This window comes from Clostridium sp. 19966, from assembly GCF_032335695.1.
In the GTDB taxonomy this organism is placed as follows: Bacteria; Bacillota; Clostridia; order Clostridiales; family Clostridiaceae; genus JACTOJ01.
Genome location: NZ_JACTOJ010000017.1, coordinates 92,222 through 114,582 on the forward strand (window position 1 = coordinate 92,222; position 22,361 = coordinate 114,582).

Annotated in this window: 41 protein-coding genes; all 41 read left to right on the plus strand. The window is 29.8% G+C overall.

Annotated features, from left to right (window positions below):
• The first annotated feature begins 47 nt into the window (after nucleotides 1–47).
• The 41 genes from IAI10_RS16655 to IAI10_RS16855 all read left to right on the plus strand — a co-directional run bounded on the left by IAI10_RS16655 (nucleotide 48) and on the right by IAI10_RS16855 (nucleotide 22,216).
• Entirely contained in the window at nucleotides 48–320 is a 273-nt protein-coding gene (locus IAI10_RS16655) for a LysM peptidoglycan-binding domain-containing protein (protein ID WP_315674430.1), read from the plus strand.
• A 4-nt stretch (nucleotides 321–324) separates the two neighbouring features.
• Nucleotides 325–576 (plus strand): hypothetical protein, encoded by a 252-nt coding sequence (locus IAI10_RS16660; protein WP_315674431.1) that lies wholly within the window; start codon nucleotides 325–327, stop codon nucleotides 574–576.
• Entirely contained in the window at nucleotides 573–1,034 is a 462-nt protein-coding gene (locus IAI10_RS16665) for a hypothetical protein (RefSeq protein ID WP_315674432.1), read from the plus strand. Before IAI10_RS16660 ends, IAI10_RS16665 begins: the two co-directional genes overlap by 4 nt.
• 213 nt (nucleotides 1,035–1,247) lie before the next feature.
• On the plus strand, nucleotides 1,248–2,012 hold the full coding sequence (locus IAI10_RS16670) for a DNA-directed RNA polymerase subunit alpha C-terminal domain-containing protein (protein WP_315674433.1): 765 nt from the start codon (nucleotides 1,248–1,250) through the stop codon (nucleotides 2,010–2,012).
• Between the two features lie 21 nt (nucleotides 2,013–2,033).
• Nucleotides 2,034–2,966, plus strand: coding sequence for a hypothetical protein (locus IAI10_RS16675; protein ID WP_315674434.1), 933 nt, complete (start codon nucleotides 2,034–2,036; stop codon nucleotides 2,964–2,966).
• Nucleotides 2,967–3,551: 585 nt separating this feature from the next.
• Nucleotides 3,552–4,112 (plus strand): phospholipase D-like domain-containing protein, encoded by a 561-nt coding sequence (locus IAI10_RS16680; RefSeq protein ID WP_315674435.1) that lies wholly within the window; start codon nucleotides 3,552–3,554, stop codon nucleotides 4,110–4,112.
• Nucleotides 4,113–4,216: 104 nt separating this feature from the next.
• Nucleotides 4,217–4,483: a hypothetical protein gene (locus IAI10_RS16685; RefSeq protein WP_315674436.1), complete on the plus strand. Its 267-nt coding sequence runs from the start codon at nucleotides 4,217–4,219 to the stop codon at nucleotides 4,481–4,483.
• A gap of 179 nt (nucleotides 4,484–4,662) precedes the next feature.
• Nucleotides 4,663–5,337, plus strand: a complete 675-nt coding sequence (locus IAI10_RS16690) for a DUF2786 domain-containing protein (RefSeq protein ID WP_315674437.1) — start codon at nucleotides 4,663–4,665, stop codon at nucleotides 5,335–5,337.
• A 4-nt stretch (nucleotides 5,338–5,341) separates the two neighbouring features.
• On the plus strand, nucleotides 5,342–5,650 hold the full coding sequence (locus IAI10_RS16695; RefSeq protein ID WP_315674438.1) for a hypothetical protein: 309 nt from the start codon (nucleotides 5,342–5,344) through the stop codon (nucleotides 5,648–5,650).
• On the plus strand, nucleotides 5,638–6,666 hold the full coding sequence (locus IAI10_RS16700) for a nucleoid-associated protein (protein WP_315674439.1): 1,029 nt from the start codon (nucleotides 5,638–5,640) through the stop codon (nucleotides 6,664–6,666). Before IAI10_RS16695 ends, IAI10_RS16700 begins: the two co-directional genes overlap by 13 nt.
• 106 nt (nucleotides 6,667–6,772) lie before the next feature.
• Nucleotides 6,773–7,009: a helix-turn-helix domain-containing protein gene (locus tag IAI10_RS16705; RefSeq protein ID WP_315674440.1), complete on the plus strand. Its 237-nt coding sequence runs from the start codon at nucleotides 6,773–6,775 to the stop codon at nucleotides 7,007–7,009.
• Between the two features lie 24 nt (nucleotides 7,010–7,033).
• Nucleotides 7,034–7,411 carry a hypothetical protein gene (locus IAI10_RS16710; protein WP_315674441.1) on the plus strand — a complete coding sequence of 126 codons (378 nt, stop codon included), beginning with the start codon at nucleotides 7,034–7,036 and terminating at the stop codon, nucleotides 7,409–7,411.
• A 187-nt stretch (nucleotides 7,412–7,598) separates the two neighbouring features.
• Nucleotides 7,599–8,240: a hypothetical protein gene (locus IAI10_RS16715; RefSeq protein WP_315674442.1), complete on the plus strand. Its 642-nt coding sequence runs from the start codon at nucleotides 7,599–7,601 to the stop codon at nucleotides 8,238–8,240.
• Nucleotides 8,241–8,298: 58 nt separating this feature from the next.
• Nucleotides 8,299–8,781, plus strand: coding sequence for a hypothetical protein (locus IAI10_RS16720; RefSeq protein ID WP_315674443.1), 483 nt, complete (start codon nucleotides 8,299–8,301; stop codon nucleotides 8,779–8,781).
• 52 nt (nucleotides 8,782–8,833) lie between these two features.
• Nucleotides 8,834–9,427, plus strand: a complete 594-nt coding sequence (locus IAI10_RS16725; protein ID WP_315674444.1) for a hypothetical protein — start codon at nucleotides 8,834–8,836, stop codon at nucleotides 9,425–9,427.
• 4 nt (nucleotides 9,428–9,431) lie between these two features.
• Nucleotides 9,432–9,617, plus strand: a complete 186-nt coding sequence (locus IAI10_RS16730) for a hypothetical protein (protein ID WP_315674445.1) — start codon at nucleotides 9,432–9,434, stop codon at nucleotides 9,615–9,617.
• Between the two features lie 67 nt (nucleotides 9,618–9,684).
• Complete coding sequence (locus IAI10_RS16735; RefSeq protein WP_315674446.1) at nucleotides 9,685–10,158, plus strand: hypothetical protein; 474 nt, start codon at nucleotides 9,685–9,687, stop codon at nucleotides 10,156–10,158.
• A 48-nt stretch (nucleotides 10,159–10,206) separates the two neighbouring features.
• Nucleotides 10,207–10,620 (plus strand): hypothetical protein, encoded by a 414-nt coding sequence (locus IAI10_RS16740; protein ID WP_315674447.1) that lies wholly within the window; start codon nucleotides 10,207–10,209, stop codon nucleotides 10,618–10,620.
• A gap of 41 nt (nucleotides 10,621–10,661) precedes the next feature.
• Nucleotides 10,662–11,063 (plus strand): hypothetical protein, encoded by a 402-nt coding sequence (locus tag IAI10_RS16745; protein ID WP_315674448.1) that lies wholly within the window; start codon nucleotides 10,662–10,664, stop codon nucleotides 11,061–11,063.
• Nucleotides 11,064–11,377: 314 nt separating this feature from the next.
• Nucleotides 11,378–11,905 (plus strand): hypothetical protein, encoded by a 528-nt coding sequence (locus IAI10_RS16750; RefSeq protein WP_315674449.1) that lies wholly within the window; start codon nucleotides 11,378–11,380, stop codon nucleotides 11,903–11,905.
• 92 nt (nucleotides 11,906–11,997) lie between these two features.
• Nucleotides 11,998–12,348 carry a DUF6440 family protein gene (locus tag IAI10_RS16755; RefSeq protein WP_315674450.1) on the plus strand — a complete coding sequence of 117 codons (351 nt, stop codon included), beginning with the start codon at nucleotides 11,998–12,000 and terminating at the stop codon, nucleotides 12,346–12,348.
• Nucleotides 12,349–12,415: 67 nt separating this feature from the next.
• A complete protein-coding gene (locus IAI10_RS16760; protein WP_315674451.1) occupies nucleotides 12,416–12,859 on the plus strand; it encodes a hypothetical protein in 444 nt (147 codons plus the stop codon).
• Between the two features lie 38 nt (nucleotides 12,860–12,897).
• On the plus strand, nucleotides 12,898–13,053 hold the full coding sequence (locus IAI10_RS16765; protein WP_315674452.1) for a hypothetical protein: 156 nt from the start codon (nucleotides 12,898–12,900) through the stop codon (nucleotides 13,051–13,053).
• A gap of 19 nt (nucleotides 13,054–13,072) precedes the next feature.
• Entirely contained in the window at nucleotides 13,073–13,276 is a 204-nt protein-coding gene (locus IAI10_RS16770) for a hypothetical protein (protein ID WP_315674453.1), read from the plus strand.
• A 28-nt stretch (nucleotides 13,277–13,304) separates the two neighbouring features.
• A complete protein-coding gene (locus IAI10_RS16775; protein WP_315674454.1) occupies nucleotides 13,305–13,673 on the plus strand; it encodes a hypothetical protein in 369 nt (122 codons plus the stop codon).
• Nucleotides 13,660–13,893 (plus strand): hypothetical protein, encoded by a 234-nt coding sequence (locus IAI10_RS16780; protein ID WP_315674455.1) that lies wholly within the window; start codon nucleotides 13,660–13,662, stop codon nucleotides 13,891–13,893. Before IAI10_RS16775 ends, IAI10_RS16780 begins: the two co-directional genes overlap by 14 nt.
• Nucleotides 13,894–14,183: 290 nt before the next feature.
• Nucleotides 14,184–15,173 carry a DNA cytosine methyltransferase gene (locus IAI10_RS16785; protein WP_315674456.1) on the plus strand — a complete coding sequence of 330 codons (990 nt, stop codon included), beginning with the start codon at nucleotides 14,184–14,186 and terminating at the stop codon, nucleotides 15,171–15,173.
• A 70-nt stretch (nucleotides 15,174–15,243) separates the two neighbouring features.
• The gene (locus IAI10_RS16790; protein WP_315674457.1) at nucleotides 15,244–15,438 is read left to right on the plus strand and encodes a hypothetical protein; all 195 of its coding nucleotides are present in this window, start codon (nucleotides 15,244–15,246) and stop codon (nucleotides 15,436–15,438) included.
• Nucleotides 15,439–15,571: 133 nt separating this feature from the next.
• Complete coding sequence (locus IAI10_RS16795) at nucleotides 15,572–16,255, plus strand: GNAT family N-acetyltransferase (RefSeq protein WP_315674458.1); 684 nt, start codon at nucleotides 15,572–15,574, stop codon at nucleotides 16,253–16,255.
• A 776-nt stretch (nucleotides 16,256–17,031) separates the two neighbouring features.
• Nucleotides 17,032–17,214: a hypothetical protein gene (locus tag IAI10_RS16800; RefSeq protein ID WP_315674459.1), complete on the plus strand. Its 183-nt coding sequence runs from the start codon at nucleotides 17,032–17,034 to the stop codon at nucleotides 17,212–17,214.
• Nucleotides 17,215–17,301: 87 nt separating this feature from the next.
• Entirely contained in the window at nucleotides 17,302–17,679 is a 378-nt protein-coding gene (locus IAI10_RS16805) for a hypothetical protein (protein WP_315674460.1), read from the plus strand.
• A gap of 55 nt (nucleotides 17,680–17,734) precedes the next feature.
• Nucleotides 17,735–18,169 carry a hypothetical protein gene (locus tag IAI10_RS16810; RefSeq protein ID WP_315674461.1) on the plus strand — a complete coding sequence of 145 codons (435 nt, stop codon included), beginning with the start codon at nucleotides 17,735–17,737 and terminating at the stop codon, nucleotides 18,167–18,169.
• A 74-nt stretch (nucleotides 18,170–18,243) separates the two neighbouring features.
• Nucleotides 18,244–18,429: a hypothetical protein gene (locus IAI10_RS16815; RefSeq protein ID WP_315674462.1), complete on the plus strand. Its 186-nt coding sequence runs from the start codon at nucleotides 18,244–18,246 to the stop codon at nucleotides 18,427–18,429.
• Nucleotides 18,430–18,509: 80 nt separating this feature from the next.
• Nucleotides 18,510–19,412 (plus strand): radical SAM protein, encoded by a 903-nt coding sequence (locus tag IAI10_RS16820; RefSeq protein WP_315674463.1) that lies wholly within the window; start codon nucleotides 18,510–18,512, stop codon nucleotides 19,410–19,412.
• Nucleotides 19,413–19,541: 129 nt separating this feature from the next.
• Nucleotides 19,542–19,937 (plus strand): hypothetical protein, encoded by a 396-nt coding sequence (locus IAI10_RS16825; protein ID WP_315674464.1) that lies wholly within the window; start codon nucleotides 19,542–19,544, stop codon nucleotides 19,935–19,937.
• A gap of 68 nt (nucleotides 19,938–20,005) precedes the next feature.
• Nucleotides 20,006–20,359, plus strand: coding sequence for a hypothetical protein (locus IAI10_RS16830; RefSeq protein ID WP_315674465.1), 354 nt, complete (start codon nucleotides 20,006–20,008; stop codon nucleotides 20,357–20,359).
• 90 nt (nucleotides 20,360–20,449) lie between these two features.
• Nucleotides 20,450–20,749 carry a hypothetical protein gene (locus IAI10_RS16835; RefSeq protein WP_315674466.1) on the plus strand — a complete coding sequence of 100 codons (300 nt, stop codon included), beginning with the start codon at nucleotides 20,450–20,452 and terminating at the stop codon, nucleotides 20,747–20,749.
• A gap of 23 nt (nucleotides 20,750–20,772) precedes the next feature.
• Nucleotides 20,773–20,997: a hypothetical protein gene (locus tag IAI10_RS16840; RefSeq protein WP_315674467.1), complete on the plus strand. Its 225-nt coding sequence runs from the start codon at nucleotides 20,773–20,775 to the stop codon at nucleotides 20,995–20,997.
• A 365-nt stretch (nucleotides 20,998–21,362) separates the two neighbouring features.
• The gene (locus tag IAI10_RS16845) at nucleotides 21,363–21,596 is read left to right on the plus strand and encodes a hypothetical protein (RefSeq protein ID WP_315674468.1); all 234 of its coding nucleotides are present in this window, start codon (nucleotides 21,363–21,365) and stop codon (nucleotides 21,594–21,596) included.
• A 52-nt stretch (nucleotides 21,597–21,648) separates the two neighbouring features.
• Entirely contained in the window at nucleotides 21,649–21,816 is a 168-nt protein-coding gene (locus IAI10_RS16850; protein WP_315674469.1) for a hypothetical protein, read from the plus strand.
• Between the two features lie 61 nt (nucleotides 21,817–21,877).
• On the plus strand, nucleotides 21,878–22,216 hold the full coding sequence (locus IAI10_RS16855; protein WP_315674470.1) for a hypothetical protein: 339 nt from the start codon (nucleotides 21,878–21,880) through the stop codon (nucleotides 22,214–22,216).
• The last annotated feature ends 145 nt before the right edge of the window (nucleotides 22,217–22,361 follow it).

The window sequence follows — 22,361 nt, forward strand, 5'->3', positions numbered from 1 at the left end:
CCATCCAAGCTCTATTATAACATAAATTTTATAATGGAGGAATCTATATGAAGAGAAAAATTAAAATTGTTTTAGTATTGCTATTCATAGTAGTTTCTTATACCACATTTTCAAAGAATACTACTAGTAAAAAAGTATACTCAATAAAACAGTCAAAGATTTATACTGTAAAAAAAGGGGATACTCTATCAGAAATAGCACAGAAATATAAAGGAAATGAAAAACTAACCAATATGATAAATGAGATAAAATACTTAAATAATATAAATGATGAGATATATCCTGGTGAAGAGTTAGAAATACCAAGAGGTGATTTATAAGTATATGAATAAAGCAGAAGAGTACAGAAGCCTTATAAAAATGAGAAAAGAAGAGTTTATAAAAGAGTATGGCAAGTATAAAAGTATAGAAATAACAAATATAAATAAAGATTTTTTTTCTTATTTGAAATCTATAGGCATAGAGCCAAGTAAGTCTGTAATTATAAATATAGACAAAGAAAACCTACTTAAGATTTTAATTGTCTACCAAAATGCAAAAAAGTATGGTGCCCGAATTAAGGGAGTAAGATTATGATAGGAAAAATTGAAGCTATCAATAATGATATAAAAGATGCTAAAATTAGATATAATCAAAAAGAAGAAGTTATAGATGGCTGCTTAGAATTTAAGTTCCAGGAGGATCTTTTAAGGTATATAGATGCACAAGAATACGAAAAGATAAATGTTATAAAGAATATGTATAAGGATGGGCAATGCATGGATTCTCTTCCAACTGAGGACCAAGAATTAGTAAAAGAGATAGAGAAGCTGAAAAAGATTCTTCCAGAGGAATTATATAAATGTATAGGATGTCCGTGCATAGAAAATGATTTTCCTAATTGCTATAAGTGTAGTTTTCAGATTAGCTGCAGTAGTGGTAATAATATATATCCGGATGAATGCACAGAAAGTGATTGCTATAATTCAATTGAATACGGATGTATAAAAATAATAGGTGAAAATATAAAAGAGTCTCTTTATAAGAATTTGTAACATTAATTAGCAAAAACACATAAAAATAAATATTTAGAAATATAGAGGAATTATTGTCGATTGTTGATAGTAATTCCTTTTTATTATAAAATTATATAAACGAAGAAAGATAATATCTTTATTGTGTCAAATAAAAATCAAATAAAAAAGATTTAGATTACAAAATGGACTTTGAAGAGTAATCTATACGTTTATTTTGAAAGGAAAAGGCTTATGTTATTTTTAGAGAGTATAGAACTTGGGAAATGGTACACTGATTACAGTAAAAAGGAAGTACTAGCTTTACTAAAACGCTATAACGGATTACTATTTTATATTCGCTTAAAGAGCCAAGACGACTATACATGTTATAGGTGGAATAGTATATTAAATTCATTTGAAAGGCTTGATAGATATAATAAAACAAAAATTCGGTGGGAGGTAATAGATTTAAAGGATGATGATAATATATTGAGTTTTTTAGTGCCCTTGGACTTAGAAGCTACTTATATAATTGATTGGGGATATAGTATAAACGATAAAAATCAAATAAGTAAAGATCAACTTAGGTGGGAAATGAATATAAGATCTGGGATAGATATAATGTATTTAGATTTACCTTTGATTACTTATAATTCTTTAATAAAAAATGGAATAAGGTTTGTATCTGAGCTAGAAGAATATACAGTATATCAGCTGAAAAAATTTAAAAATTTAGGAAAAAGAGGTGTTCAAGATATACAATATAAATTGTCTCTCATGGGAAAAAGTTTGCTTAATGAATCTGAAGAGATGAGAAAAAATAGAAAAGAAGAAGTTGGATTTGATATTATAGTTATATATAGTGAAGAAATTAGTAAAGAAGATTTCATATATAAAAAACTAATAAAAAATGAAGATGAATTGAAATTATTTATTAGATACAAGAAACCATCTGAAAAAATAATAAAAGTATTAAAGATTACTAAAGTTGTAGACATAACAAAGTTTTATATCTGAATGTGAGGGGAGTAAATTGTTATGGGAAGAAAAATAAAAGAAGCTATGTACTTAAAATCGGAAATAAAAATAGAAGATGCGAATAAAGCTATGAATGGACTTACTTGTAAATATTGTGGAGCAGCACTAACATATGTAGGAAAGTATAAAAAACAAATGCATGAAAAAGAAATATATATAAATCCATATTTTAGATTAGCTAATAAAAAAGCCGATCATGCTATTACTTGTAAATATAATTTGGTAGGACAACTAAAAATAGCTGCTAGAGAATCTGATGATAATATTTTGGAGCAGATTGATGATGGGAAATTTTCGTTTAGAATGCATTTAATATCGGAGTCGTTAAGGGAGATAGGCAAGCATACGAAGACTGAGGAAGAAACTGATGAAGAACATGGCGGTACAGGAAAGGAAAAAAAATATACCAAAAAGAATCCGAGGTTAGATTCATATTTATCAACAATGAATAAAATTATTGAATTAAGAAGTTTATTAGAAGAGAATGAGGATATTAGTCCCAAAGTAAAATTAACATTCAAAACTTTAGGCGGGAAAGAATATAAAATAACGTGGAATAATTTTTATTATGAAATAGATAGAGTTTCAGATATGTATGAATACATAAGTAAGAATAAAATAAAGCATCCTACGTGCGTAGATGGCATTATTAAAAAGATTACTCCACCTACAGATAAATTTGAGTTTTATTCAGTACAACTTGAATCTCCAAAGTCTAAGAAAATGGAAAGTGATTTCTACTTACCATCAATCCAAATAATCATAAAAGATCATAAATTAGATAAGCAAATAATAGGATCAGCTGGTAAGCAAATAATTGCTTATTGCAATTTTTGGGATAATGGTATTAAGAAATGGGGAGATAAAAACGTATATTTTCAAAATATAAGGGGAGATATTTGGCACAAAAATCAGTTTATTATACAGGAGTAGCTGAATGTAATAATAAACATATAGCCCGCCGATTTGTAGACATAGAATAGGTATTTTATATTAGATGTTATGTCAGAGATCTAATCAAAATAATGAGTACTGAAAAATGATATTTTTAAATAAAAAGTTACGTGAAAAATGATATCATAAAAAACTTAACTTAATTTATAATGTATATTTTTTGAAAATATGTCAATAATAAAAATGATGTTTAGATATATTGGCCAATATATTTTAATGACATTGACAAATATTGTGTAAAGTCGACTACACAAGTAATAATTCAGATTCAGCTAGTTTGAAGCATTATGCTTGATAGGGATGTACACCCTAATCAGGCTATTTGTCTTGGAAAATAATAAGTTTAATTAGTCTCATAATTATATATCTAATTTTTATATTAATATTATATAAAAACTAAGAGTTATTATGCTGCTAACACAATGAATCTTACAATATGCTTTTCAGATAAAATTTATAGGGATATATTAACAAAAATGCAACATAACACTTATTATGTTGCATTTTTATGTTTGCAGGAATATAATAGTATTAAAGGATTAAATGAAAAGAGGTTTATAAAAAATGAAAAAAATAATATATTCAGTTTTGATAGGAGTATCAATTGTATTACCGTTATCAGGCTGCGATAAACTTAATCAGAATTCAATAAAGAACTTAAATGAAAATGAGGTCGGGACTTATTTTACTCAAGCGGATCAGCATCCAGATCAGCAACTAATAAGTCTAATTGATTCATCTAAAAGCAGTCTGGATATAGCTATATATAGTTTAACTAAAAAGGAAATAGTTAACGCAATTGCGGAAGCTAGTAAAAGAGGAGTTAAAGTTAGAGTTATTACTGACAATCAAGAATCAAGCAGTAAGTCTGAAAAAAGTCAATTAAGTATTCTAAAAAAAGAAAAAGTGCCAGTTGAGATTAATCGACATGCTGGATTGATGCATTTAAAAGTTACGATAGTAGATAATCAATTAGTTACAACAGGCTCTTATAATTATACAGATGCGGCTTCAAAGATAAATGATGAAGTATTAGTTGTAATTAAGAATAAGAATATAGCGGAAGAGTTTGAAAAGCAATTCAACAGAATGTTTAATGATAAGACTAATTTTAATGATTATTAAAAATTGAAACAAAAATGGCAAAATTTAAGCTTAATAATTTATTAAAATATAAGCAGATAGAAGATAAAAATAGCATCAAATAGTAAACATAAGGAGCTAGTGTTATGCAAAAATATAAAGAAACCATTACTATAAGCAACGAGGACAAGGAAGTAATAGAGAATTTGAAAGCCAATGTTTTATCAATAAAGAATTTAGACAAAGAAAAATTAAAAGAGCTTCTTCCTAAAATAGACTTACATATAAATGAAATCTTTGAGAAACGTAAACAGTTATATGACAAAACTAAAAACAATACTTTACTAGATAAAACATGGTGCCTTCAGTATTACACTTTAAAAAGAAATATTAAAAATCACCTGGGGAATTAATCATATAAAAATAAGGGAAATATACAACATGATAAAAATAGGTACATTAAAGGATTATGATCTGGATGATGCAAGCTAATATAGGAAGATTATTAATTTTAAAATTATAAACCGCCGATTCTTATTAGCCAGGTGTAGATCATAAAGGAAAAATAAATAAAGAAATGTGGTATTAAAGCATGGATAAGATAGAAGTAATTAATAAAATTTTAAAGGTATATAGCAAGAGTAAAAACAATCCTTCTGAAGAAGAAACTAGAGTGGCATTATTGAAGGTTCAAGAGATGTTAATAAAATACAATTTAACATTAAAGGACCTAAATGTAAAAGAAGATGTACAGGAGATAAAGAAGATCCATTATGGTAACAGATGCAGATGGTGGCATAGTAGCCTAGCAAATTTGTTAGCAAAAAACTTCAGATGCAAAATGTATTTAAATGATCACTATGGGGGAAAAAGTATTGTATTCATAGGTGAAGAAATTGATGTAGAAGTATGTGGAAAAACATTTGAGTATATTAAGGACTCTATAGCATATAATTGCAAAATTCATATGAGTAAAAGGAAGATAAGGCTAAAGGATAATATAAAAAGGACTAAGGAGAGTTTTATTTTAGGCTTTATAACTGGACTTAAGTATGCTTTAACAGATAGGGAAAAAAGCAATCAATGGGAGTTAGCTTTAGTTACGCCAGTAAAAGTTCAAGAATTTTATAATAACTTAGAGTTAACAAATTTTGAATGGGATATTGATGATAGAAATGATGATAAAGCATTTGAAGATGGATATAAACAAGGTAAGATATTTGATCCAAAGCTAGGGAAACAATGTATAAGCGAGTTTAGGAGGTAGGAACTTGAAAGAGAAAAATAGTGATCTCAAGATGGAAAGATTAATAATAATTTTTACAGCTAAAAATTTAAAAATAGCTAAAGACTATTTAGACAATCTATACAGAGTAGTAAAAAGTGAGGTTGAATTACATAAAAATGATGATGAATATTTTTGTTATAGACAGATAAAAAAAGGCATTATTTTCAATGAAATAGAGATCGTTTCATATGACACTTACCTATGCGGAAATTCTATCGATGGTAAGTGGTATGAGAAACGTAAATCTGTATTTACAATGCTGAGGAGGATGAAATTATCGTGGAAAAAATAACTGAAATTAGTATTATGGAAGCTACAATTAATGTTCTTGATGTCAATGGAGATGAGCCTGTTTTAAATGAGTTTTTTATAGATTTAAATGAGGATGTATATAAATTTATACTTAATCTGATAAAAAAGAGCTTAAATGATGAAAGATTAAAATACGCTGTATTTCAAGAAGGGAGAAGCATAGTTAAAGAGTTATCCCAGAAGTATTTGAATGCTGAAAATAATTTGATAGAGGTTTCGCAAGAACTTTCCAAAAATTTATTTTATATAATGAAGAGCAATTCTGGAATTACATCATGTGATTTTATGACTGTAGCATTTTCTACTGAATATGGGCCAATGCTTGGAATTATTAAGTTAGATTATGTTAAAAACTATAAACATAAAATTGAATTTGTTAATAGCAAAATGGCCATAAAAATATCTAAAGATGATGGATTAGCTAGTTTCGGAAAGATAGAGAAGGCAGCATTCATAAAACCAATAAAAGAAAAATCGGGATTTGATCTAATGATTTTAGATAAGCGGCCAAATCAGGATAGAGAAGATTATGGGTCAGATTATTTTAGAAAAAGCTTTATAGGAGCTGAGGAAGTAAAAAATGAAAGAGATTTAACTAAAGGGATTTTAGCAGCTACTGAATTATGGATAAGAGCTAATGTTACTGATGATGCAGTAAAGGCTCAGAATATGCGTACAAGCCTTAAAAAGCATGTTTTAGAAGAGAATGAAGTAGTTATTGAAGATTTATCATCAAATTTATTTACTGACATGACTGAAAAAGGATCTTTTGAAAATTTTATAAAAAGCCAAGGGTTAGATGTGGAAAAGATATCGGTAGATAAAGATTATACAGATAAAAAATTAAAAAATAGAAAGCTTGTTTTAGATAAGGGATTTGAAATAAAGATACCTGAAGAGTCCTATAGCGACAAATCTAAGTTTTCTATAGAAGAAAATACAGATGGTAGCATTAACATAATAATTAAGCATGTTATGAATTATATCGAAAAATAAAAATTGATTAGAACAGCTTACAATATTTTATACGGCCGAATCAAATAACCCGCTGATTAGATATAGGACTTGGAATTTAGAGATATATTTAGAAGGTGGAAAAGCGATGAGTGAAAATTATTATGCACTTCTTCTTTCAATATTAAAAAATTATACACCAGAGCGATCATTTAAATTATTGAATGGTGAAAAGGTAGATAAAGAGCATAGAAGAAAAGAAGCGTTAGATATGGTGGAATTAAAAAAAGCAGGATATACATATAGGGAAATAGGGGATATGTTTGGTGTATCTAAAGATGTAGTTTATACACGTATAAGAAGGGCTACAGGAAGGATAAAGTAACTTGACTATAAAGGAGAGATAAGAATGAGCTATGTAGTTTATATTTATAGAAATGATATGAGATATTCTCCAGGATTATATATAGATGAAATAGACATAAAAAATTTATGCAGAATTATTGCAAGGGCTTCAAAGGTTCCTAAAATAGTAATTTGTGACTCTTTAGATAATATTGTATTACAAACAATGGCAAATTATATAGACATATGTGATGAAAACTTACTGGAGAAACTATTACCTATAGTAATAGAATATCAGAATGGAAAGAAGGATCCATATAAAGAACCGATAAAATATAAATATTCAGGAGATCTAAGCAAAGCGGAGTTTGAAAAATGGATATATAAAGAATTTAATTATACACTTGATCAAGTTATCAAGACGAAGGAAGGAGATATATAAATTCCTAAGCCGTATAACAAGACTATGCTGCAGCTGGGCGGTAGAGATTAGATCAGAATTTTATTAGTATACCACCGATAGATAATGCACCAGCTGATGGAGAAAATTATGTAGACATATTTAAACCAAGTACAAGGCATTATGAAAATATTAAGACCCAACTGTGGAACAAAAAGGAGGATTTTTGATGTATTGTTTAATTAAAAATGATATGAAGTTCGGAGAATATTTTATACCTGCAAGAACAAAAGCAAGAGTAATTGGTAAGCCAAATTATAAAGAAGCAAATGTGCCAGGATTGGATTTGTATTTAGCAATTACATTGTGGGATATTGTGCTAATGCAAAAGAAGTCTGCTTTAATAAGTGAAGTGGAGATAAAAAATGAACTTGATGAAAAAAGTAAAGATACTGTAATGGTTGGAATTACAATAAGAACAGATGGAACAACAGTATTTATGGATGCAGGAGCAGATTTCTATGAAGATGCAACAATTTCAGAGTATCAAGTGAAGAAAGTGTTGGGAATGGATGATATTCCTAAAGAAATTAAAAAGGATCAATACACGGTTCGTCCATACTATTTAAGAAGTGTTATAGAATATTTTGAAAGTGAATTTGCTAAATGGGTTCAAGATAATTGCGAATTTTATACCTATACTGAGGAAGATATTGCGAATGGAGATTGTACTTCTGATGCAGAAGCAGGAGATACGACACTTTCTGAGAAAGGATTAGAACATTTTGAAAACAAGAAATTAGAATATCAAGAAAAGTTAGAAAAAATAGGTTTTACTTATGATTTTAAAGGCGGGTTTATTTGGGAATAGTTTGTAACAAGGAGCAGCAGCCTTTGAAAATTTTATGTACGTCAGGAGGTGAAAAAGGATGGTTGATCCATATGATTTTTATATAACGCCAGAAGAATATGATAGAGCTTTATTAAAAGGAATAAGCAAAGATCTATTAGAAGTAAGAATTCGCACGTTAGCTTGGGACAAAGAGAGAGCTATTAATACTTCTCCCAATGAACATAAAAGATTAGATTCAGATTGGATAAAATTAGCTAATCAAAATGGAATATGCTATAGCACTTTTAAATATAGAGCAAATGAGCTTGGTTGGGATTTGGAAAGAGCAGCTACTCAACCATTACAGGATAGAAGTAAACAAGCTCAGAAGCTTAAAGAAAAAAATCGTAAATATCCAAAAAAATTTAAGGAACTTGCTTTGAAGAATGGTATAAGTGAAAGAACATTTCATAGAAGATTGAAGTTAGGGTTGAGTATAGAAATAGCTGCAACAAGGCCAATAATGACACCTAGAGAAGTTGGCTTGCTGACTAAGGAAAAACGGCAAAGAGGATTTTGAAAATTTGCATTAATTCGTATTGAAATAAGTACGAACACCAGGAGGTGGGAAGTTGGGGGAAACAGAATTAACAAAAGAAATTAAAAGAGCTGTCCGAGGTTATAACTCTATTATGAAATCCAACAATAGGACAGTAAGATGGGCGGAGGAAGTAGATGTTGGTACAGGATTCGTAGATAGCATAAGATTTGAGGATTATATAAAAAACGTCAATGAAGTTTATATGTGTAGGCTTGATGATAGAAAAATTGATATAGATTACCCTAGATGTAGGAAAAAAGAAACTTGTAAAGGGTGCATAAAAAAATCAAGTTTGCTGCATGAAAGGGTTTTAGGAATTGCTTGCACTTGTTATGAAATCAAGATAACCAAGAGCGATTTTAAATCTAATCATGGTCATAATTTTGTAGGTAATTATAACTATTATGTAATTCCTAAAGAGCTATATAAAGCTATTGAGAACCTAGTTCCGCATGATGTAGGAGTGATTCTATATTGTGGGCATGGGTACCTTAGAGTTAAAAAGAAAAGCCGATTTAAAGAGATTAACACAGAGGATTTATCAAGGTTTCTATACAATGCTTTAAAGAAATGGTGTGACATAAGAGGTTGGCAATATGATGATGTAATTGAGAAGGAGGAATAAGTATATGCCCTGGGTTTCAGAAGAAAGATTAAAAGAGTTATTGTCAAAAGCAAATGATGGTGATTTACAAGGATTTATAGCTGGTTCGGTGCTGCATATATCACATCTTGAAGAAAAGGTTAAATCACAAGAGGAGTATATAAAAGGGCTAGAGAGATTTATACACACTGGAAAATTTATAGAAGATTAATAAATACGTGTTACAAAACTAGGACAGCCATTGAAAATAAAATGAACAAATTTAAGGAGGAATTTTTATGAATATTTATAAAATAGGGACATGTAACTATTGTGATGCAGATAATGAAATTTTAAGACCTTCTCCGTTCATGGCGGACAGGGCCATGATGTGTGAGCATTGTTGGAATGATACTAAAGAAGAATATGCTGCCTCAAATGGAGAACATATACCGGACTTTGATAATAACAAAGAAGATTATTTAGGAATAAAAAAGAGCGTGGAAAATGGCATAACTGTATACAAAATGTTTTTAGAAGATATGCAAGGCTATATAGATAGTAACATAGAAAATTTTAGAGAAGAGCTTAGAGTAATCAATGAAGACTATTTTATGGATGAACTAGAAAAACATATAAATATTGAATTTGTAATGAAAAGCTTAGCGTTGATGAATCTAGGAGATGAATTTTCCTATAAAAGCGTTAAATTTAAATGTTTTAAAATGGCAGAAGAAATATATAAAAATCTACCTGAGTTTAATGGGTGGTAAATTTGCAATATGAAAAAAAGACGTACCTTTAGAAGGGAGGAAATTTCTATGGAAAGAGAAGAACGTATAAAACAACTCAAAACCATAACTGGACATTTACTTTCAAAGTATGATTTAAGTCACCATAGTTGTTCACATGTATGTTATTTTATAAAGCCCCAGGATGTAATAGAGATTGTAAAAGATTATAGAGAACTCTTGGAAACATCTAATATTTATATCAGTCCTGCTTCAATGGGTTTAAATAGCTTTAGTACAGATAATTTTAAAGTATATGTCGGAGAAAATTGGTTTGGGGTCAAATCGAAAGAATATGATAGTAAAAATCATTTTGAATGTTCTGTTGATATGAAAGAGGTTGAAAAAATAGAAATTGATATTAGTTGCAATACAATTTTAAGTTTTCATTTTCATTATAAGGAACTTAAAAGTGATTCTCAATATAGTTTTAGATATGACTAATTGAGTCGCATTACAAAACTAAGTACCAGGAGCAGCAGCTCTTGAAAATAAGGCGAGGTATAATATTGAGAAATCATTTCAGAAGGAAATATATAAAAGCACGTAAAGAAATGAAAATAGAGTTGAAAGCTTTGATGAAAGATAATGTAACTTTAATGATGTTAATAAGAGATATTTATATAGCATATAGCCAAAGAAGGCTAATCCATAAAATATGGTATGAGCTAGGGACTAAACATCATGACATTTATCAAAAAGAATTTTGCGGAGAAAATGGACTTGTTGGGAAAATGCTATGTGGAAGATATGATGAATTTTTTACAACAATGTATTCTATAAACAAAGATTTTTATAAAAAATATGTAAGAAGAATACCTGATAAAGTAGCATTAGGAGATGCTTATGCTGTTGCTATTAATTATATGAAACAACTAGAAGTTTAGTCTACAATTCAAAACTAGGTAAGGCAGACTCATGAGTTGCACTCTGAAAATGATGAAGGAATAAGGGGGAAGATAGCCTTGGGAAAAGCGATATGTTTTAATAATGAAAATCTTGAACATTTATTGATAAAAGGTAAAGTATATAAAACTGAGTATTGTAATGATTGTAGGTTTTGTAATTATAATAATACTGCTTTTTACAATGAAGGCAAAAGGAAATGGTGTATCGTGCCTATGAGATTTAAAATTTTAGAAAAACTTTAGTTACGCAATCTAAAATAGATGAAACCATGGTGGACTACCAAGGTGAAGTAATGGAATTAAGTAAGAAATTAGAAGATAAAGCCGTAAAATTAGGATACTGCATAGCAGAATGGTATGATAATCATTGCTTTGTAAAAAGAAATGTAGCTTTGCAAGCTTGCTTAAAATGTTGTAGCAAAAAAGAAGAAGAATGCAATGAGGATTATTCATGCTGTACAACAGCTTTTATTGAAGTTGCTCCATATGAAGCGATTGGAGTAAATGAATTATTAAAAAAAGTAGCACTATTTGAAATAAGGGCGAAGGATTGCAGGAAAAATAATATAAAAAAGATACCTTTCGAATTAAAGAAACTATTAAGGAAGATGCAAAAGCTTTCATCTGAAAGCAAGGCGGTAGGTGCTAAAATTAGCGAGTTATTAGAGCAATATAATGTTCCCGAAGAAGCTCTAAGAGCAGATAGTGATTATGAAAAAATGACTGAAGCACTTGCTTTTATAGAATATGATGAAGGTACTATCGAGGACAATATTAAGGATATTGAATCAGTATTTTTGTATGATTCTAATAAGTCATAATACAAAATTAAATACAAGGAGCAGCAGCTCTTTGAAGAAAATCTGTAATATGAAAAAAGGCGAATTTAAATAATAACATGGAGGAAATAAATATGAAAAAAATAAAATTAATTAGTATTATTGTGTTATTAACTATGACTTTAAGTGGATGTTCAGTTCTTAATAGTGATAGTAAATCTACATTTCAAAATAATGAAAATACTGCTACAAAGGAAACTCCAAGTTCATACAAGTATTCTACTAATGGTAGATTTAAGATTGTGTCTGTTGAGAATATTGATGATGGAACAGCTAATGGAGAAAACATTTCTATATTGGTTGATAAAGAAACAAAAATAATGTACATGCAAATTGAAAAGTATCAGGCAGGATATGGTTTAGGCTTGCAGGTTATGGTAGATAAAGATGGGAAACCTCTAATTTACAATAGTGATTTAAAATAAGTTCGAACTTCAAAACTATGAAAATAGTATTTCCCCAAAAATATAAAAATAGGAGGAAAGAAAATATATGTTTATATGCGAAGAGTGTTTATCGAAAAAGTATAAAAATTTTGGAATACCATTAAGCTATGGAGTGTGTGAATGTTGCAAAGAAACTAAAGCTTGTTGTGAAATAGCAAGTAGTGTGCTAAGTCCTAAAAAGGACATCTTTAAGTGTAATGAGGATGGTGTTCCTGAGTGGTGCGTGGCAGCAGATAAGAAACAAGCTTATAAGTTCTTTAAGCATCTTTGGGGAGAAAACACAATGAAAGAATATGAAGATGAGTATTTAGAGGATAATCCAAATTCAATTCTAGATGATTTTATTGAAAAATTTTTTATTCTTGAGCCCGCTAATAAAATTTTTACTATTTCTGATGCAGGGGAGAATGGCGAAGCTATAACAAAAAATATAAGTGAATGGTTAACAGATATTAAATCAATACCATGTTATTTTTGCCATTGCAATTAATTTGCAATATGAAAAATTACGAAGGAAGTGAAATTAAATTGAGGTTAAATAATAGGCAAAAGAGTTTATTAATTCAAGTTCTTTCAGAAGAATGGTCAAAAGCTTCATGGGCTGAATTCAATTTAAGTATGGAGGATAGGAAGACTAGGTCTAAAGATTTTAGTAAGCATTTCAGCAATAATGAAAAAAGGTGAATCAACAGGGGGAATAAAGATGTATATTCAACAATTAGATTTCTTAGATGAAATTCCGAAAGAAGAACTTCTTCCATGCGATAGTTATGTACATGATGTTATCGGCTGTTGTAATTATACTGATACACTTGATGATTATTGCACAATGGGAGATAAATGGATTCCAAGAAACAAGTGCGGTAATTCTAAAGTCTGCACTCATGAAAATTGTGCGTATCAATAAGATCATTTAAAAATGGAGGGGGATGAGAATGTTAATTACTGAGTCTTATATAAAAGAACAATATGAAATAGAAAAGGAAAAATTAATTGAAAATCCATATAAATGTAAGTTGTTAAAAGAGGAAAATGGTAAGAAAATATATTCTTTAGGGCATCTATTTTGGAAATGTATGATTATAGTATCTAATGATGATGGAAAATGGCATTTAAGCATATCAAGAAGGAATAGAAAACCTTCAGCTAGACAGGCTTTTATTGCCAGATGGGAGCTATTGCCTTCTTATATTGAATTAGTAGAAATTGAAGGGTTATATGCTACTCATTTAATCGAATCTAAACAGGAGGTTGTTATCACTAGATATGCAGGAAAGGAGGAGCATATAGATGAACAAAGTTGATATAAAGTCAATATGTATAATTATCGTAGGAATTTTTGGGTGCGTAGGTGCCTTTTATCCAATATTTTTGGTTCCTTTCAATAATGCTACTAAAGTCAAATCAGCAATAATTTCAATCGCTATAGCTATTATATGCTTTGTGCTAATAGTATATATGGGCACACAAGATAACTCAGCATTTTATAGATTTTTTAATTTAATGTCCTACTTGAAAAGTTAAGTGCTTAGTTCGGAATACTATTCTGTAGCTGTACTGTGGATTTTTAAGGATGTAGATGGAGCATGACTTTAACTAATAACAACCGACATATAATTTGATTGCTAACTTTAAGAATACTGTAGCAGCTCTTCAAAAAAATGAATCAATTAAAAATAAAAAATGGAGTAATTCTAGATAATAAGTGTGCGCACACCTCCAGACGTGGAGGTAAGAAATGAAAAATAATAAAGGACTTATAATTGATATTTTTGCAGGTGGCGGTGGAGCCTCTATAGGGGTCAGAAAGAGCATTGGGGACCATTGATATAGCAGTTAATCATGATCCTGATGCCATATTGATGCATAAAACTAACCACCCAGAGACTATACACATCACGGAAGATATTTTCAAAGTCGATATGCTTAAGTATACAGAGGGACAGCGTGTTTCGTTGATGTGGGCTTCTCCTGATTGTACAAGTCACTCAAAAGCTAAAGGTGGGCAACCTAGAGAGAAAGGTTTAAGAATATTGCCATGGGCGGTATATAAACATGCAAAAATAATATTACCAGATGTTATTTTAATGGAAAATGTTGAAAAAATTCAAGATTGGGGCCCACTTGATGATGATGGCTATTTAATAAAAGAGCGCAAAGGAGAAGATTACGAGAAATTTATTAATGCAATGAAGAGTATTGGTTATGAATTTGAGGGAAAGGAATTAGTGGCAGCTGATTATGGAGCACCTACAACAAGAAATAGATGGTATGGAATATTTAGACGTGATGGGAAACAAATTGTGTGGCCTCAACCAACACATAATAAGGATGGCTCCAATGGCCTTAAAAAATGGGAACCGATATCTAAATGTATCGATTGGAATGATCTAGGTAATTCTATTTTTACTAGGAAAAAGCCACTAAAAGATAAAACTCTCAATCGAATTGCCAGAGGAATTGAAAAATTTATTATAAATGATGATAATCCATATATTTTACCAGAAGAAATTGCTTCTTCTTTTCTTATACAATATCATGGAGAAACTAAAAAAGAACATGTAAGAGGTCAAAGTTTAAACGAACCGATAAAGACCATTGATACAAGTAACAGATATGGTTTAGTAACAGCATTTATTACTAAGTTTTATAAAACTGGTGTAGGGCAATCAGTAAAGGATCCTATTCATACAATTACCACGAGTGCCGGACATTTTGGGTTAGTTTCTGCTTTTTTAATCAAATATTATGGTAGTGGTACAGGACAAACAGTAGATGAACCTATAGGAACAATAAGTTACTAAAGATAGGTTTGGGCTTGTAACGGTATTTATTAAAGGTCAAGAATATCAAATAGTTGATATATGGTTTAGGATGCTTAATCCAGAAGAACTTAAACTAGGACAAGGCTTTCCTAAAAGCTATATTATTGATTATGACTATACAGGTAAGAAATATCCTAAGAGCAAAAGGGTTGAAAGAATAGGTAATAGTGTAGTGCCTATAATGGCAGAAGTATTGGCAAGAGCAAATAAACCTGAAGATTATATAAAAGAACAAGTAAGTTAGTCTGTCATGCAAAACCAGGTTTTGCTGCTTATTTTATGAAAATTTAATGAAGAAATTAATTTGCATTAGAAAATTCATTATCAGTTCAAAAACATTAAAATCAGGATGATAATTAAATATAGGGTGGTAGGTTATGGATACAAATAAAATATCAGAAAAATTAAAAGAAATAGAAAATTCAACTGGTGTTAGACCTAATGTAATACTATTTGTGCAGGACAAAGAATTTATGAAAGATATGAATTCTATGAAATCCTTCAATGCTGATCATGCTTTTTCTGAGCTTGTTACAGAGCTATTAGATATATTTCAGGAACAGGAGTATTTTTGCTCTGTAAAGTGGGAATATAGTTCAACTTTTGATATTAAATTCGGTTATAATAATGGCGAATACGTGATTCCTGTAAATATAAAGGATTGTAATAATACGCTTACTGAAGGTCATTTAGAAAGTATTTTTGGATTATATTGCAGAGATATGATGCCTGATGATGTTAAGGCTATTGTAGAACTGGAATCTAAGTATTTTACAGAAGATAAAGAAGGTATACAAGAAAAATATATGGGATATTTCTCTAATCATGAATACATTTGTAAAGCGTATATAGATGCTCAAAAAAATTTTGTTGGTTATGTCAGATATAAATACATAGATAAAGAGTATCTTCAGAGTAAGTATCCTAATGCTGCTGGAATAATTACAGAGCTAAATGGATCCATACTATATATCAGTGCCATGATATTAAAAAATGAATACCAAAGTAAAGGAATTGCTACAGCTATTGTCGATGGGTTAATACAAGAAGCCTATGAATGAAAAACTGATTTCTGTTTAGCGTTTGCTGTAAAAGATGGAATTGATGGACATATTAATTCAAAAAGACTTTTTGAGAGATTAAAATTTAATAATATAGGTGAAGTTAAAGATGCATGGAATCAAAGTGTAAGCTTAGTCAATTACTGCCAAGCTGTGGTAAAGCACACAGAGAAATATGTGAATGTTCTGCTATTATTTATTGTAAGAAGTGTCAATTTGAATTATATATTGACTACCAATTCGTATTTCAAAAATCAATTATGATTAATTTACGAACTATATAAGGAGGATTTTAAAGTGACCCAAGGTAAGAGGATACGATTATTAATATTAAGTGCGATTATTCTTTTTATAGATTTTTCAATAATGAGTAAGTTATCAACATACATATGGAAACTAAACATAGATGAATTATATCAGGTATGTTTGATAGCGGTATGTCATATTGGAATATTATTTATACTTTTACTAATGGCATACTACTTTTTAGTAGGGTAATGAAAATTCAAGCCGCAAACGCTAAATAAAAAAATTTTACATTCGTATACGTAAAGGTATACCTTTGCGCATACGGATATAAGTATAAAAAACTATATTCGTAAAATATAACAAAATATTTACGAAAATATACGTAAATGTTTTGACCTTTGCGAAGAATATATTATATAATATACTTATAAACAATAATTGTTGTTAAAAATAAAATAAAAAAATAATTCACAATGCAAAATTACGAAAATACTGGAAATAAAATATTATAAAGGAGCGTTTAGCATATGGATAAAACTAAAAAAGAATTAATAGAAGAAGTTCAACAGTATTTGAAAAAAATTAAAGTTAATAATGACCTTGATCTTAAAGAGTTTGAAAGGGTTGTAGTTACTGCTGCTAATAATGTATCTCGTGAATTTAAAGGAAATGAACAATTAGAACTACCCGTAAGGAGTAGTAACAAATAAATATGATACCAAGATTTTTATAACTTTATTGCATAATACAAAACTAGGACAGCCTATGAAAATAATACTGCGCAAGTGAGGTGAGGAATGTTGAATGAAATACCATTACAATTGCAATGTGCCTATTGTATCAGGAATAGCAACCATGGTGGAGAATGCAGAGAAACACGTAATATACCAGGATGCTTAATATTTAAAGTAGATGAACGTGGATGTATACGTAATGCTGATTTAATGTTACCATTTCCTTTATATTATGACATACCACCATTAAAAACCTGGTCGGATGATTGGCAAATCAAAGGAGTAAATACAGAAGTGAAAATAAATTGGATTAATAATTTGCAGTGGGATACAAAGAGAGGTGTTTTAATTGTTTATTGTAATTGCGATTATTTCGTAAATGAGTACCATGAAAATTACGTTGAGCAAAGAGAAAAGCCTATATTAAAAGTTATAAAGTAACTTACAATTTAAAAGCTGCATCTTTCAAAATATGCGAATTTGAAAGGAGAAAAAGATGGTTACTAATGTTATTGTAAAAAATAAACTTACGGGTGCTCTATTAGAAACTGAAAAAGATGGTTTATATATAAATTTTACTATTGAAGCAGATGGAACAATGGCGATAGAGGATATTGGAACTTGTACTGATAACTCAACTTGTACAGAACAAGTTCCAATAGAGACAGAACTAAATCCTAATGACTTTGAATTAATTCATGTAGAAATTATTAAAGATTTTCCTACACAAGAGGAGATTAAATCAAGTAAAAAGTTAAGTGAAATAGTAAAAGAAATAGAAGATACAGGCGGGATATCAGATTGTTATTTACACCATAATTATTTCGGTGGTGAATTAGAATTAAATATAGAATTTAATAATGAAGCTGCAGATACTATTCTTAAAAAAAGTGGCATTAGAGAATTTGAAGCGTCTGCATATTGGGAATAGACCTCTAACGCAATTCACTAATAGGACAAGTAACGGTGTTATGGATAGGATACTAATCAGAAGGGAAGATAAGAATGAAAAAAATATCAAATTTTAAGATCTATATTGTTTCATCAATTATTGGTGGGCTTATATTAAACGTACTTAACGTTGAATTGAATCTATCTATGGCTCAAACAATATTAGGTAGCAGTGCATATACAGTTATTTTAATATGTTTAGGAGTTTATTTAATAACGATAAGAAAACATAAGTGGTAATAATATTTCAAAACTTAAATTCAGATACTTCAGGGGATATACATCTAATGAAAAAAGTACGAACACCAGGGGGTGAAAAGGTGAAAGTAGCATTAATAGATGTTGATGGACATAACTTCCCTAACTTGGTATTAATGAAAATATCAAGTTATCATAAAAGTTTAGGTGATACTGTAAGTTGGTACGAGCCTTTCAATGCCGTTATAAATCCGTATGACAGAGTTTATATGGCAAAGGTATTTACATTCACTGAAGATTATCAATATCCAATCTATGCAAAGGAAATTGTAAAAGGTGGCAGCGGGTATGATTTAGAAAATAAACTTTCCTATGAGATAGAACATCAATATCCTGATTATCAACTATATGGCATCACAGATACAGCATATGGATTTCTTACAAGAGGCTGCCCTAGAGGGTGTGATTTCTGTATAGTTGGTAAAAAAGAAGGAAGATGCAGCTATAAGGTAGCTGATTTAAAAGAGTTTTGGAATGGACAGAAAGAAATAAAACTGCTAGACCCAAATTTGTTAGCAGCTCCTGAACATATAGAGTTACTTGAGCAGTTAGTAGAGAGTAGCGCATGGGTGGATATAACGCAGGGATTTGATATTAGATTGACTAATCCTAAAAACATAGAATTAATAAAGCAAATGAAAGTAAAAATGCTACACTTTGCTTGGGATAAAGAAAAAGATGAAAAGGACATACTTGAAAAGTTGAAGCAGTTTAAGAAACTTACAGGCTTTAATCATAGAAAAATGGGCGTTTATATGCTTACTAACTTTGATACAACCTTTGAATATGACCTTTACAGGGTATATAAACTTAAAGAACTCGGTTATGATCCATACGTCATGATTTATGATAAGATGAATGCTCCTCGAAATATACGGTTACTTCAAAGATGGGTGAACAATAAAATAATCTTTAGGAGTGGCACCGCTGAAACTTTTGAGCAATACAATGAGAAAATTGGTTAAGTTCGTCTTTCAAACAGCAGCCTCAAAAGCTGAAATTTTGACGAAGCGTTCACAGATTATTCATAATAGGTCTCACTGTGAGACCTATTATGAAAAAATGAAGAAATAAAAATTGATGGGAGGATTACTATGGAAAGAGAACTACTCAGAAAAGGTGATAAGGTTGTTATGCATACTTGTGGTGAATCCGAGGGAGAAAACTATGGTAAGGTATGGACATGTAGGACAGATGAGTTTATGCATGAAGGTAAAAATCCGTATGGATTAGTATTCCTTGAAGGATTTAGTGGAAGTTTTGCTACTGAATTTCTGCAAAAGATTGACTTTAACAGTATAAATTTAAAGGAAGAAGCTGGTTGTTACGCTTCTTGCGAGTGTGGCTATATCACTGAATCAATGCCAATTAAGGATTTATTGTATAAGCTATCTGAGGATGGAGGCTATATAATTTCAGATAAAGAGGGCGGATATTATAGCCAATGTCCAAATTGTGGGGAAAGCACTTTAAATTATTGGGTTGATTGATTCGCAATGCAAAACCAGGTGATGCTTCTTCATGGATCATATACACCTAATTATAAGGGGGAGTTTATGTGAAGCAAGTTGATAATGAAAATTATAGTGATCCATTTGAATATATACCAGTGATATTATTAGGTGATATATTATTGACTATTTTTAAATTCAAAATTTTTAATACGCATAATCAAAATATATTTGCAACTGCATTTTCAAATATATTGAGGACTATTTATAGCTGTATACAATTACCTTTTAGTGTTATGGTCTTTTTCTTCTCGGTATCAGCATTTTTAACTGTTATGCTAATAAAAGATAATAGCGTTGATAGAAAAACTTTAAATGGAAATATAAAACTCTTAATTGTATCAATAATAATTAGTCTTTCCATACTAATAATTTCATTAATTTCTTACCATATTTTATAGAATAACCAAAATTTTTAATAATCGGTTTAATAATTGTACAAGCATTAGTATATATATTGAGATTAGGACGAAGTTTCAGGAGGTGTAATTTTGGTAGCGGAACAAATTTTAATTAATGATTTACTGCATGAACTTGAAATTAAGAGTATCGTTTCTGTTTTAGATAAATTAAACCTTGGAGAGCATTGTAAAATAAAAGGAATTGATATTAAGTATGTTGGAATGAATCAGGAAGCTCCTTCGTATGGGCGAAGGACATATAAATATAAAAATGGAGTTGCTTTTGGAACATGGAGCTTAGCAGCTAGACTATATTTCAATGATTTAAATTCACCAGGTGAATGCAGATGGGTAGATGGCCATTGTGTGTTATGGAAATTAGATAGTTGAAAAAATGTGAAGGAGGTAATTGTATGAAAAATGTATTAAGTAAAAATAGCAAAGCCTCATTGAAGGAAAAAATAGAATATGTAAATGAGCTAGGTGGAAAAGACCCAACTTTAAATTTTCTCATAAACCTAGAAAATGGAGGATTAGGACATTTAACTATTACTGAAGCGTTAGATGCACTTGCAACTCGTACATCAATAGAATTACCTAATAGAAAGCGTAGTTTGATAGTTGAAGAAGTTCCCTGAGCAGCAGCTCTTGAAAATATTAAACCAAAAGGGATTTAGCGGAGTTCATTTGCATATTAGAAACAAAGGCAAAAATATGTTGATTTTACTTGTGTGGATTGTGGCAATTTTATTAGACTGTTTTATAAAAATGACGAAGATGATACTCTTCTGGAAGAATATTAATTCGCCATACAAAACGGAGGTAACTATGAAGATCAAAAAAGTTACAGAGGTTTTACTTTTTATCCTAACTTGGCCATTTAGAATATTTATGCTTGCTTTGTTTTACATAGTTACATTTTTTAAATATTTATAGGAATGGTCACAATACAAAACGCTGCTGATCAGCAGCAACAATGAAAATCAACGAAGGAGGTATGTATATGACAATCAATCTACCATGCGAACCAGGCGCAAAAGTTTATTGTGTAGAAAGTAACAATATTACCGAGAGAGAGGTTATTTGCTTTTTAGTTGGTATATCTGGAACTTACGCTACATGCTATCAACAAAAAGCGAAAGTAAAGACATATGATGCATCATTTGATATGTTCGGAAAGACGATATTTTTATCAAGGACAGAGGCGCAACGCAGTCTACCAAAGCCAACAGTTTAAATACGCATTTCAAAACTTAAATGTAAGAGATATAAGAAAAGGAGCGTAAATAATGGAATATAGTTTTGAAAAATTAAAAGAGTTAGAAAATGAATTAAAAGAATTGGGCTATTCTAATAAGCTAATAGATGAAATTGCAGGTAGTAATGAAGCAAAAGGATTAAGTGAACAAATAGATAATTTAGTCGCAGAAGTTGAGGAATGTGGTAGTAACCAATAGTTCGGACTACAAATCTAGGACAACCTATGTGTCCATTAGATAGGAAGGATGGTGAAGATGAATGAAGAAGATTTTAGAGGTAATTGCTTGTGCTTCTATATTATTGGTAATAATCGCCAGTATATATGGAGGAAAAAAGTTTATTGAATATAAATATGAGCAATATAAGAATATTCAAACTGCTAAAAATATCCTTGCTCAATTTACAAAGGACGAATTAAGTAAAGATAGTATTGACGAAGACGATTATGATAATTTTTCTAAAGAGCTAAATGCTGTAAATGTTAAAGAAGAAAATATTATTCTAAAAAATGGGACAGAAACATTTAAAGGCAAAGATATTGTAAATAAAACATTACAATATAACTCCAAACTCACCATAAATATGAATTTAAACTGAAAATGAAAATAAGGCGAGGTATAATATTAAGAAATCATTTCAGAAGGAAATATATAAAAGCACGTAAAGAAATGAAAATAGAGTTGAAAGCTTTGATGAAAGATAATGTAACTTTAATGATGTTAATAAGAGATATTTATATAGC

Excerpts from the sequence above, each read along its gene's own strand:
- IAI10_RS16660 (WP_315674431.1), top strand. The coding sequence starts at position 325 with ATGAATAAAGCAGAAGAGTACAGAAGCCTTATAAAAATGAGAAAAGAA.
- IAI10_RS16720 (WP_315674443.1), top strand. The coding sequence starts at position 8,299 with ATGGTTGATCCATATGATTTTTATATAACGCCAGAAGAATATGATAGA.
- IAI10_RS16775 (WP_315674454.1), top strand. The coding sequence starts at position 13,305 with ATGTTAATTACTGAGTCTTATATAAAAGAACAATATGAAATAGAAAAG.
- IAI10_RS16805 (WP_315674460.1), top strand. The coding sequence starts at position 17,302 with ATGTTGAATGAAATACCATTACAATTGCAATGTGCCTATTGTATCAGG.
- IAI10_RS16690 (WP_315674437.1), top strand. The coding sequence starts at position 4,663 with ATGGATAAGATAGAAGTAATTAATAAAATTTTAAAGGTATATAGCAAG.
- IAI10_RS16795 (WP_315674458.1), top strand. The coding sequence starts at position 15,572 with ATGGATACAAATAAAATATCAGAAAAATTAAAAGAAATAGAAAATTCA.
- IAI10_RS16825 (WP_315674464.1), top strand. The coding sequence starts at position 19,542 with ATGGAAAGAGAACTACTCAGAAAAGGTGATAAGGTTGTTATGCATACT.
- IAI10_RS16845 (WP_315674468.1), top strand. The coding sequence starts at position 21,363 with ATGACAATCAATCTACCATGCGAACCAGGCGCAAAAGTTTATTGTGTA.
- IAI10_RS16800 (WP_315674459.1), top strand. The coding sequence starts at position 17,032 with ATGGATAAAACTAAAAAAGAATTAATAGAAGAAGTTCAACAGTATTTG.
- IAI10_RS16760 (WP_315674451.1), top strand. The coding sequence starts at position 12,416 with ATGTTTATATGCGAAGAGTGTTTATCGAAAAAGTATAAAAATTTTGGA.
- IAI10_RS16715 (WP_315674442.1), top strand. The coding sequence starts at position 7,599 with ATGTATTGTTTAATTAAAAATGATATGAAGTTCGGAGAATATTTTATA.
- IAI10_RS16665 (WP_315674432.1), top strand. The coding sequence starts at position 573 with ATGATAGGAAAAATTGAAGCTATCAATAATGATATAAAAGATGCTAAA.
- IAI10_RS16685 (WP_315674436.1), top strand. The coding sequence starts at position 4,217 with ATGCAAAAATATAAAGAAACCATTACTATAAGCAACGAGGACAAGGAA.
- IAI10_RS16670 (WP_315674433.1), top strand. The coding sequence starts at position 1,248 with ATGTTATTTTTAGAGAGTATAGAACTTGGGAAATGGTACACTGATTAC.
- IAI10_RS16730 (WP_315674445.1), top strand. The coding sequence starts at position 9,432 with ATGCCCTGGGTTTCAGAAGAAAGATTAAAAGAGTTATTGTCAAAAGCA.
- IAI10_RS16770 (WP_315674453.1), top strand. The coding sequence starts at position 13,073 with ATGTATATTCAACAATTAGATTTCTTAGATGAAATTCCGAAAGAAGAA.
- IAI10_RS16710 (WP_315674441.1), top strand. The coding sequence starts at position 7,034 with ATGAGCTATGTAGTTTATATTTATAGAAATGATATGAGATATTCTCCA.
- IAI10_RS16735 (WP_315674446.1), top strand. The coding sequence starts at position 9,685 with ATGAATATTTATAAAATAGGGACATGTAACTATTGTGATGCAGATAAT.
- IAI10_RS16780 (WP_315674455.1), top strand. The coding sequence starts at position 13,660 with ATGAACAAAGTTGATATAAAGTCAATATGTATAATTATCGTAGGAATT.
- IAI10_RS16810 (WP_315674461.1), top strand. The coding sequence starts at position 17,735 with ATGGTTACTAATGTTATTGTAAAAAATAAACTTACGGGTGCTCTATTA.
- IAI10_RS16675 (WP_315674434.1), top strand. The coding sequence starts at position 2,034 with ATGGGAAGAAAAATAAAAGAAGCTATGTACTTAAAATCGGAAATAAAA.
- IAI10_RS16680 (WP_315674435.1), top strand. The coding sequence starts at position 3,552 with ATGAAAAAAATAATATATTCAGTTTTGATAGGAGTATCAATTGTATTA.
- IAI10_RS16740 (WP_315674447.1), top strand. The coding sequence starts at position 10,207 with ATGGAAAGAGAAGAACGTATAAAACAACTCAAAACCATAACTGGACAT.
- IAI10_RS16840 (WP_315674467.1), top strand. The coding sequence starts at position 20,773 with ATGAAAAATGTATTAAGTAAAAATAGCAAAGCCTCATTGAAGGAAAAA.
- IAI10_RS16815 (WP_315674462.1), top strand. The coding sequence starts at position 18,244 with ATGAAAAAAATATCAAATTTTAAGATCTATATTGTTTCATCAATTATT.
- IAI10_RS16705 (WP_315674440.1), top strand. The coding sequence starts at position 6,773 with ATGAGTGAAAATTATTATGCACTTCTTCTTTCAATATTAAAAAATTAT.
- IAI10_RS16850 (WP_315674469.1), top strand. The coding sequence starts at position 21,649 with ATGGAATATAGTTTTGAAAAATTAAAAGAGTTAGAAAATGAATTAAAA.
- IAI10_RS16855 (WP_315674470.1), top strand. The coding sequence starts at position 21,878 with ATGAAGAAGATTTTAGAGGTAATTGCTTGTGCTTCTATATTATTGGTA.
- IAI10_RS16655 (WP_315674430.1), top strand. The coding sequence starts at position 48 with ATGAAGAGAAAAATTAAAATTGTTTTAGTATTGCTATTCATAGTAGTT.
- IAI10_RS16750 (WP_315674449.1), top strand. The coding sequence starts at position 11,378 with ATGGAATTAAGTAAGAAATTAGAAGATAAAGCCGTAAAATTAGGATAC.
- IAI10_RS16790 (WP_315674457.1), top strand. The coding sequence starts at position 15,244 with ATGCTTAATCCAGAAGAACTTAAACTAGGACAAGGCTTTCCTAAAAGC.
- IAI10_RS16755 (WP_315674450.1), top strand. The coding sequence starts at position 11,998 with ATGAAAAAAATAAAATTAATTAGTATTATTGTGTTATTAACTATGACT.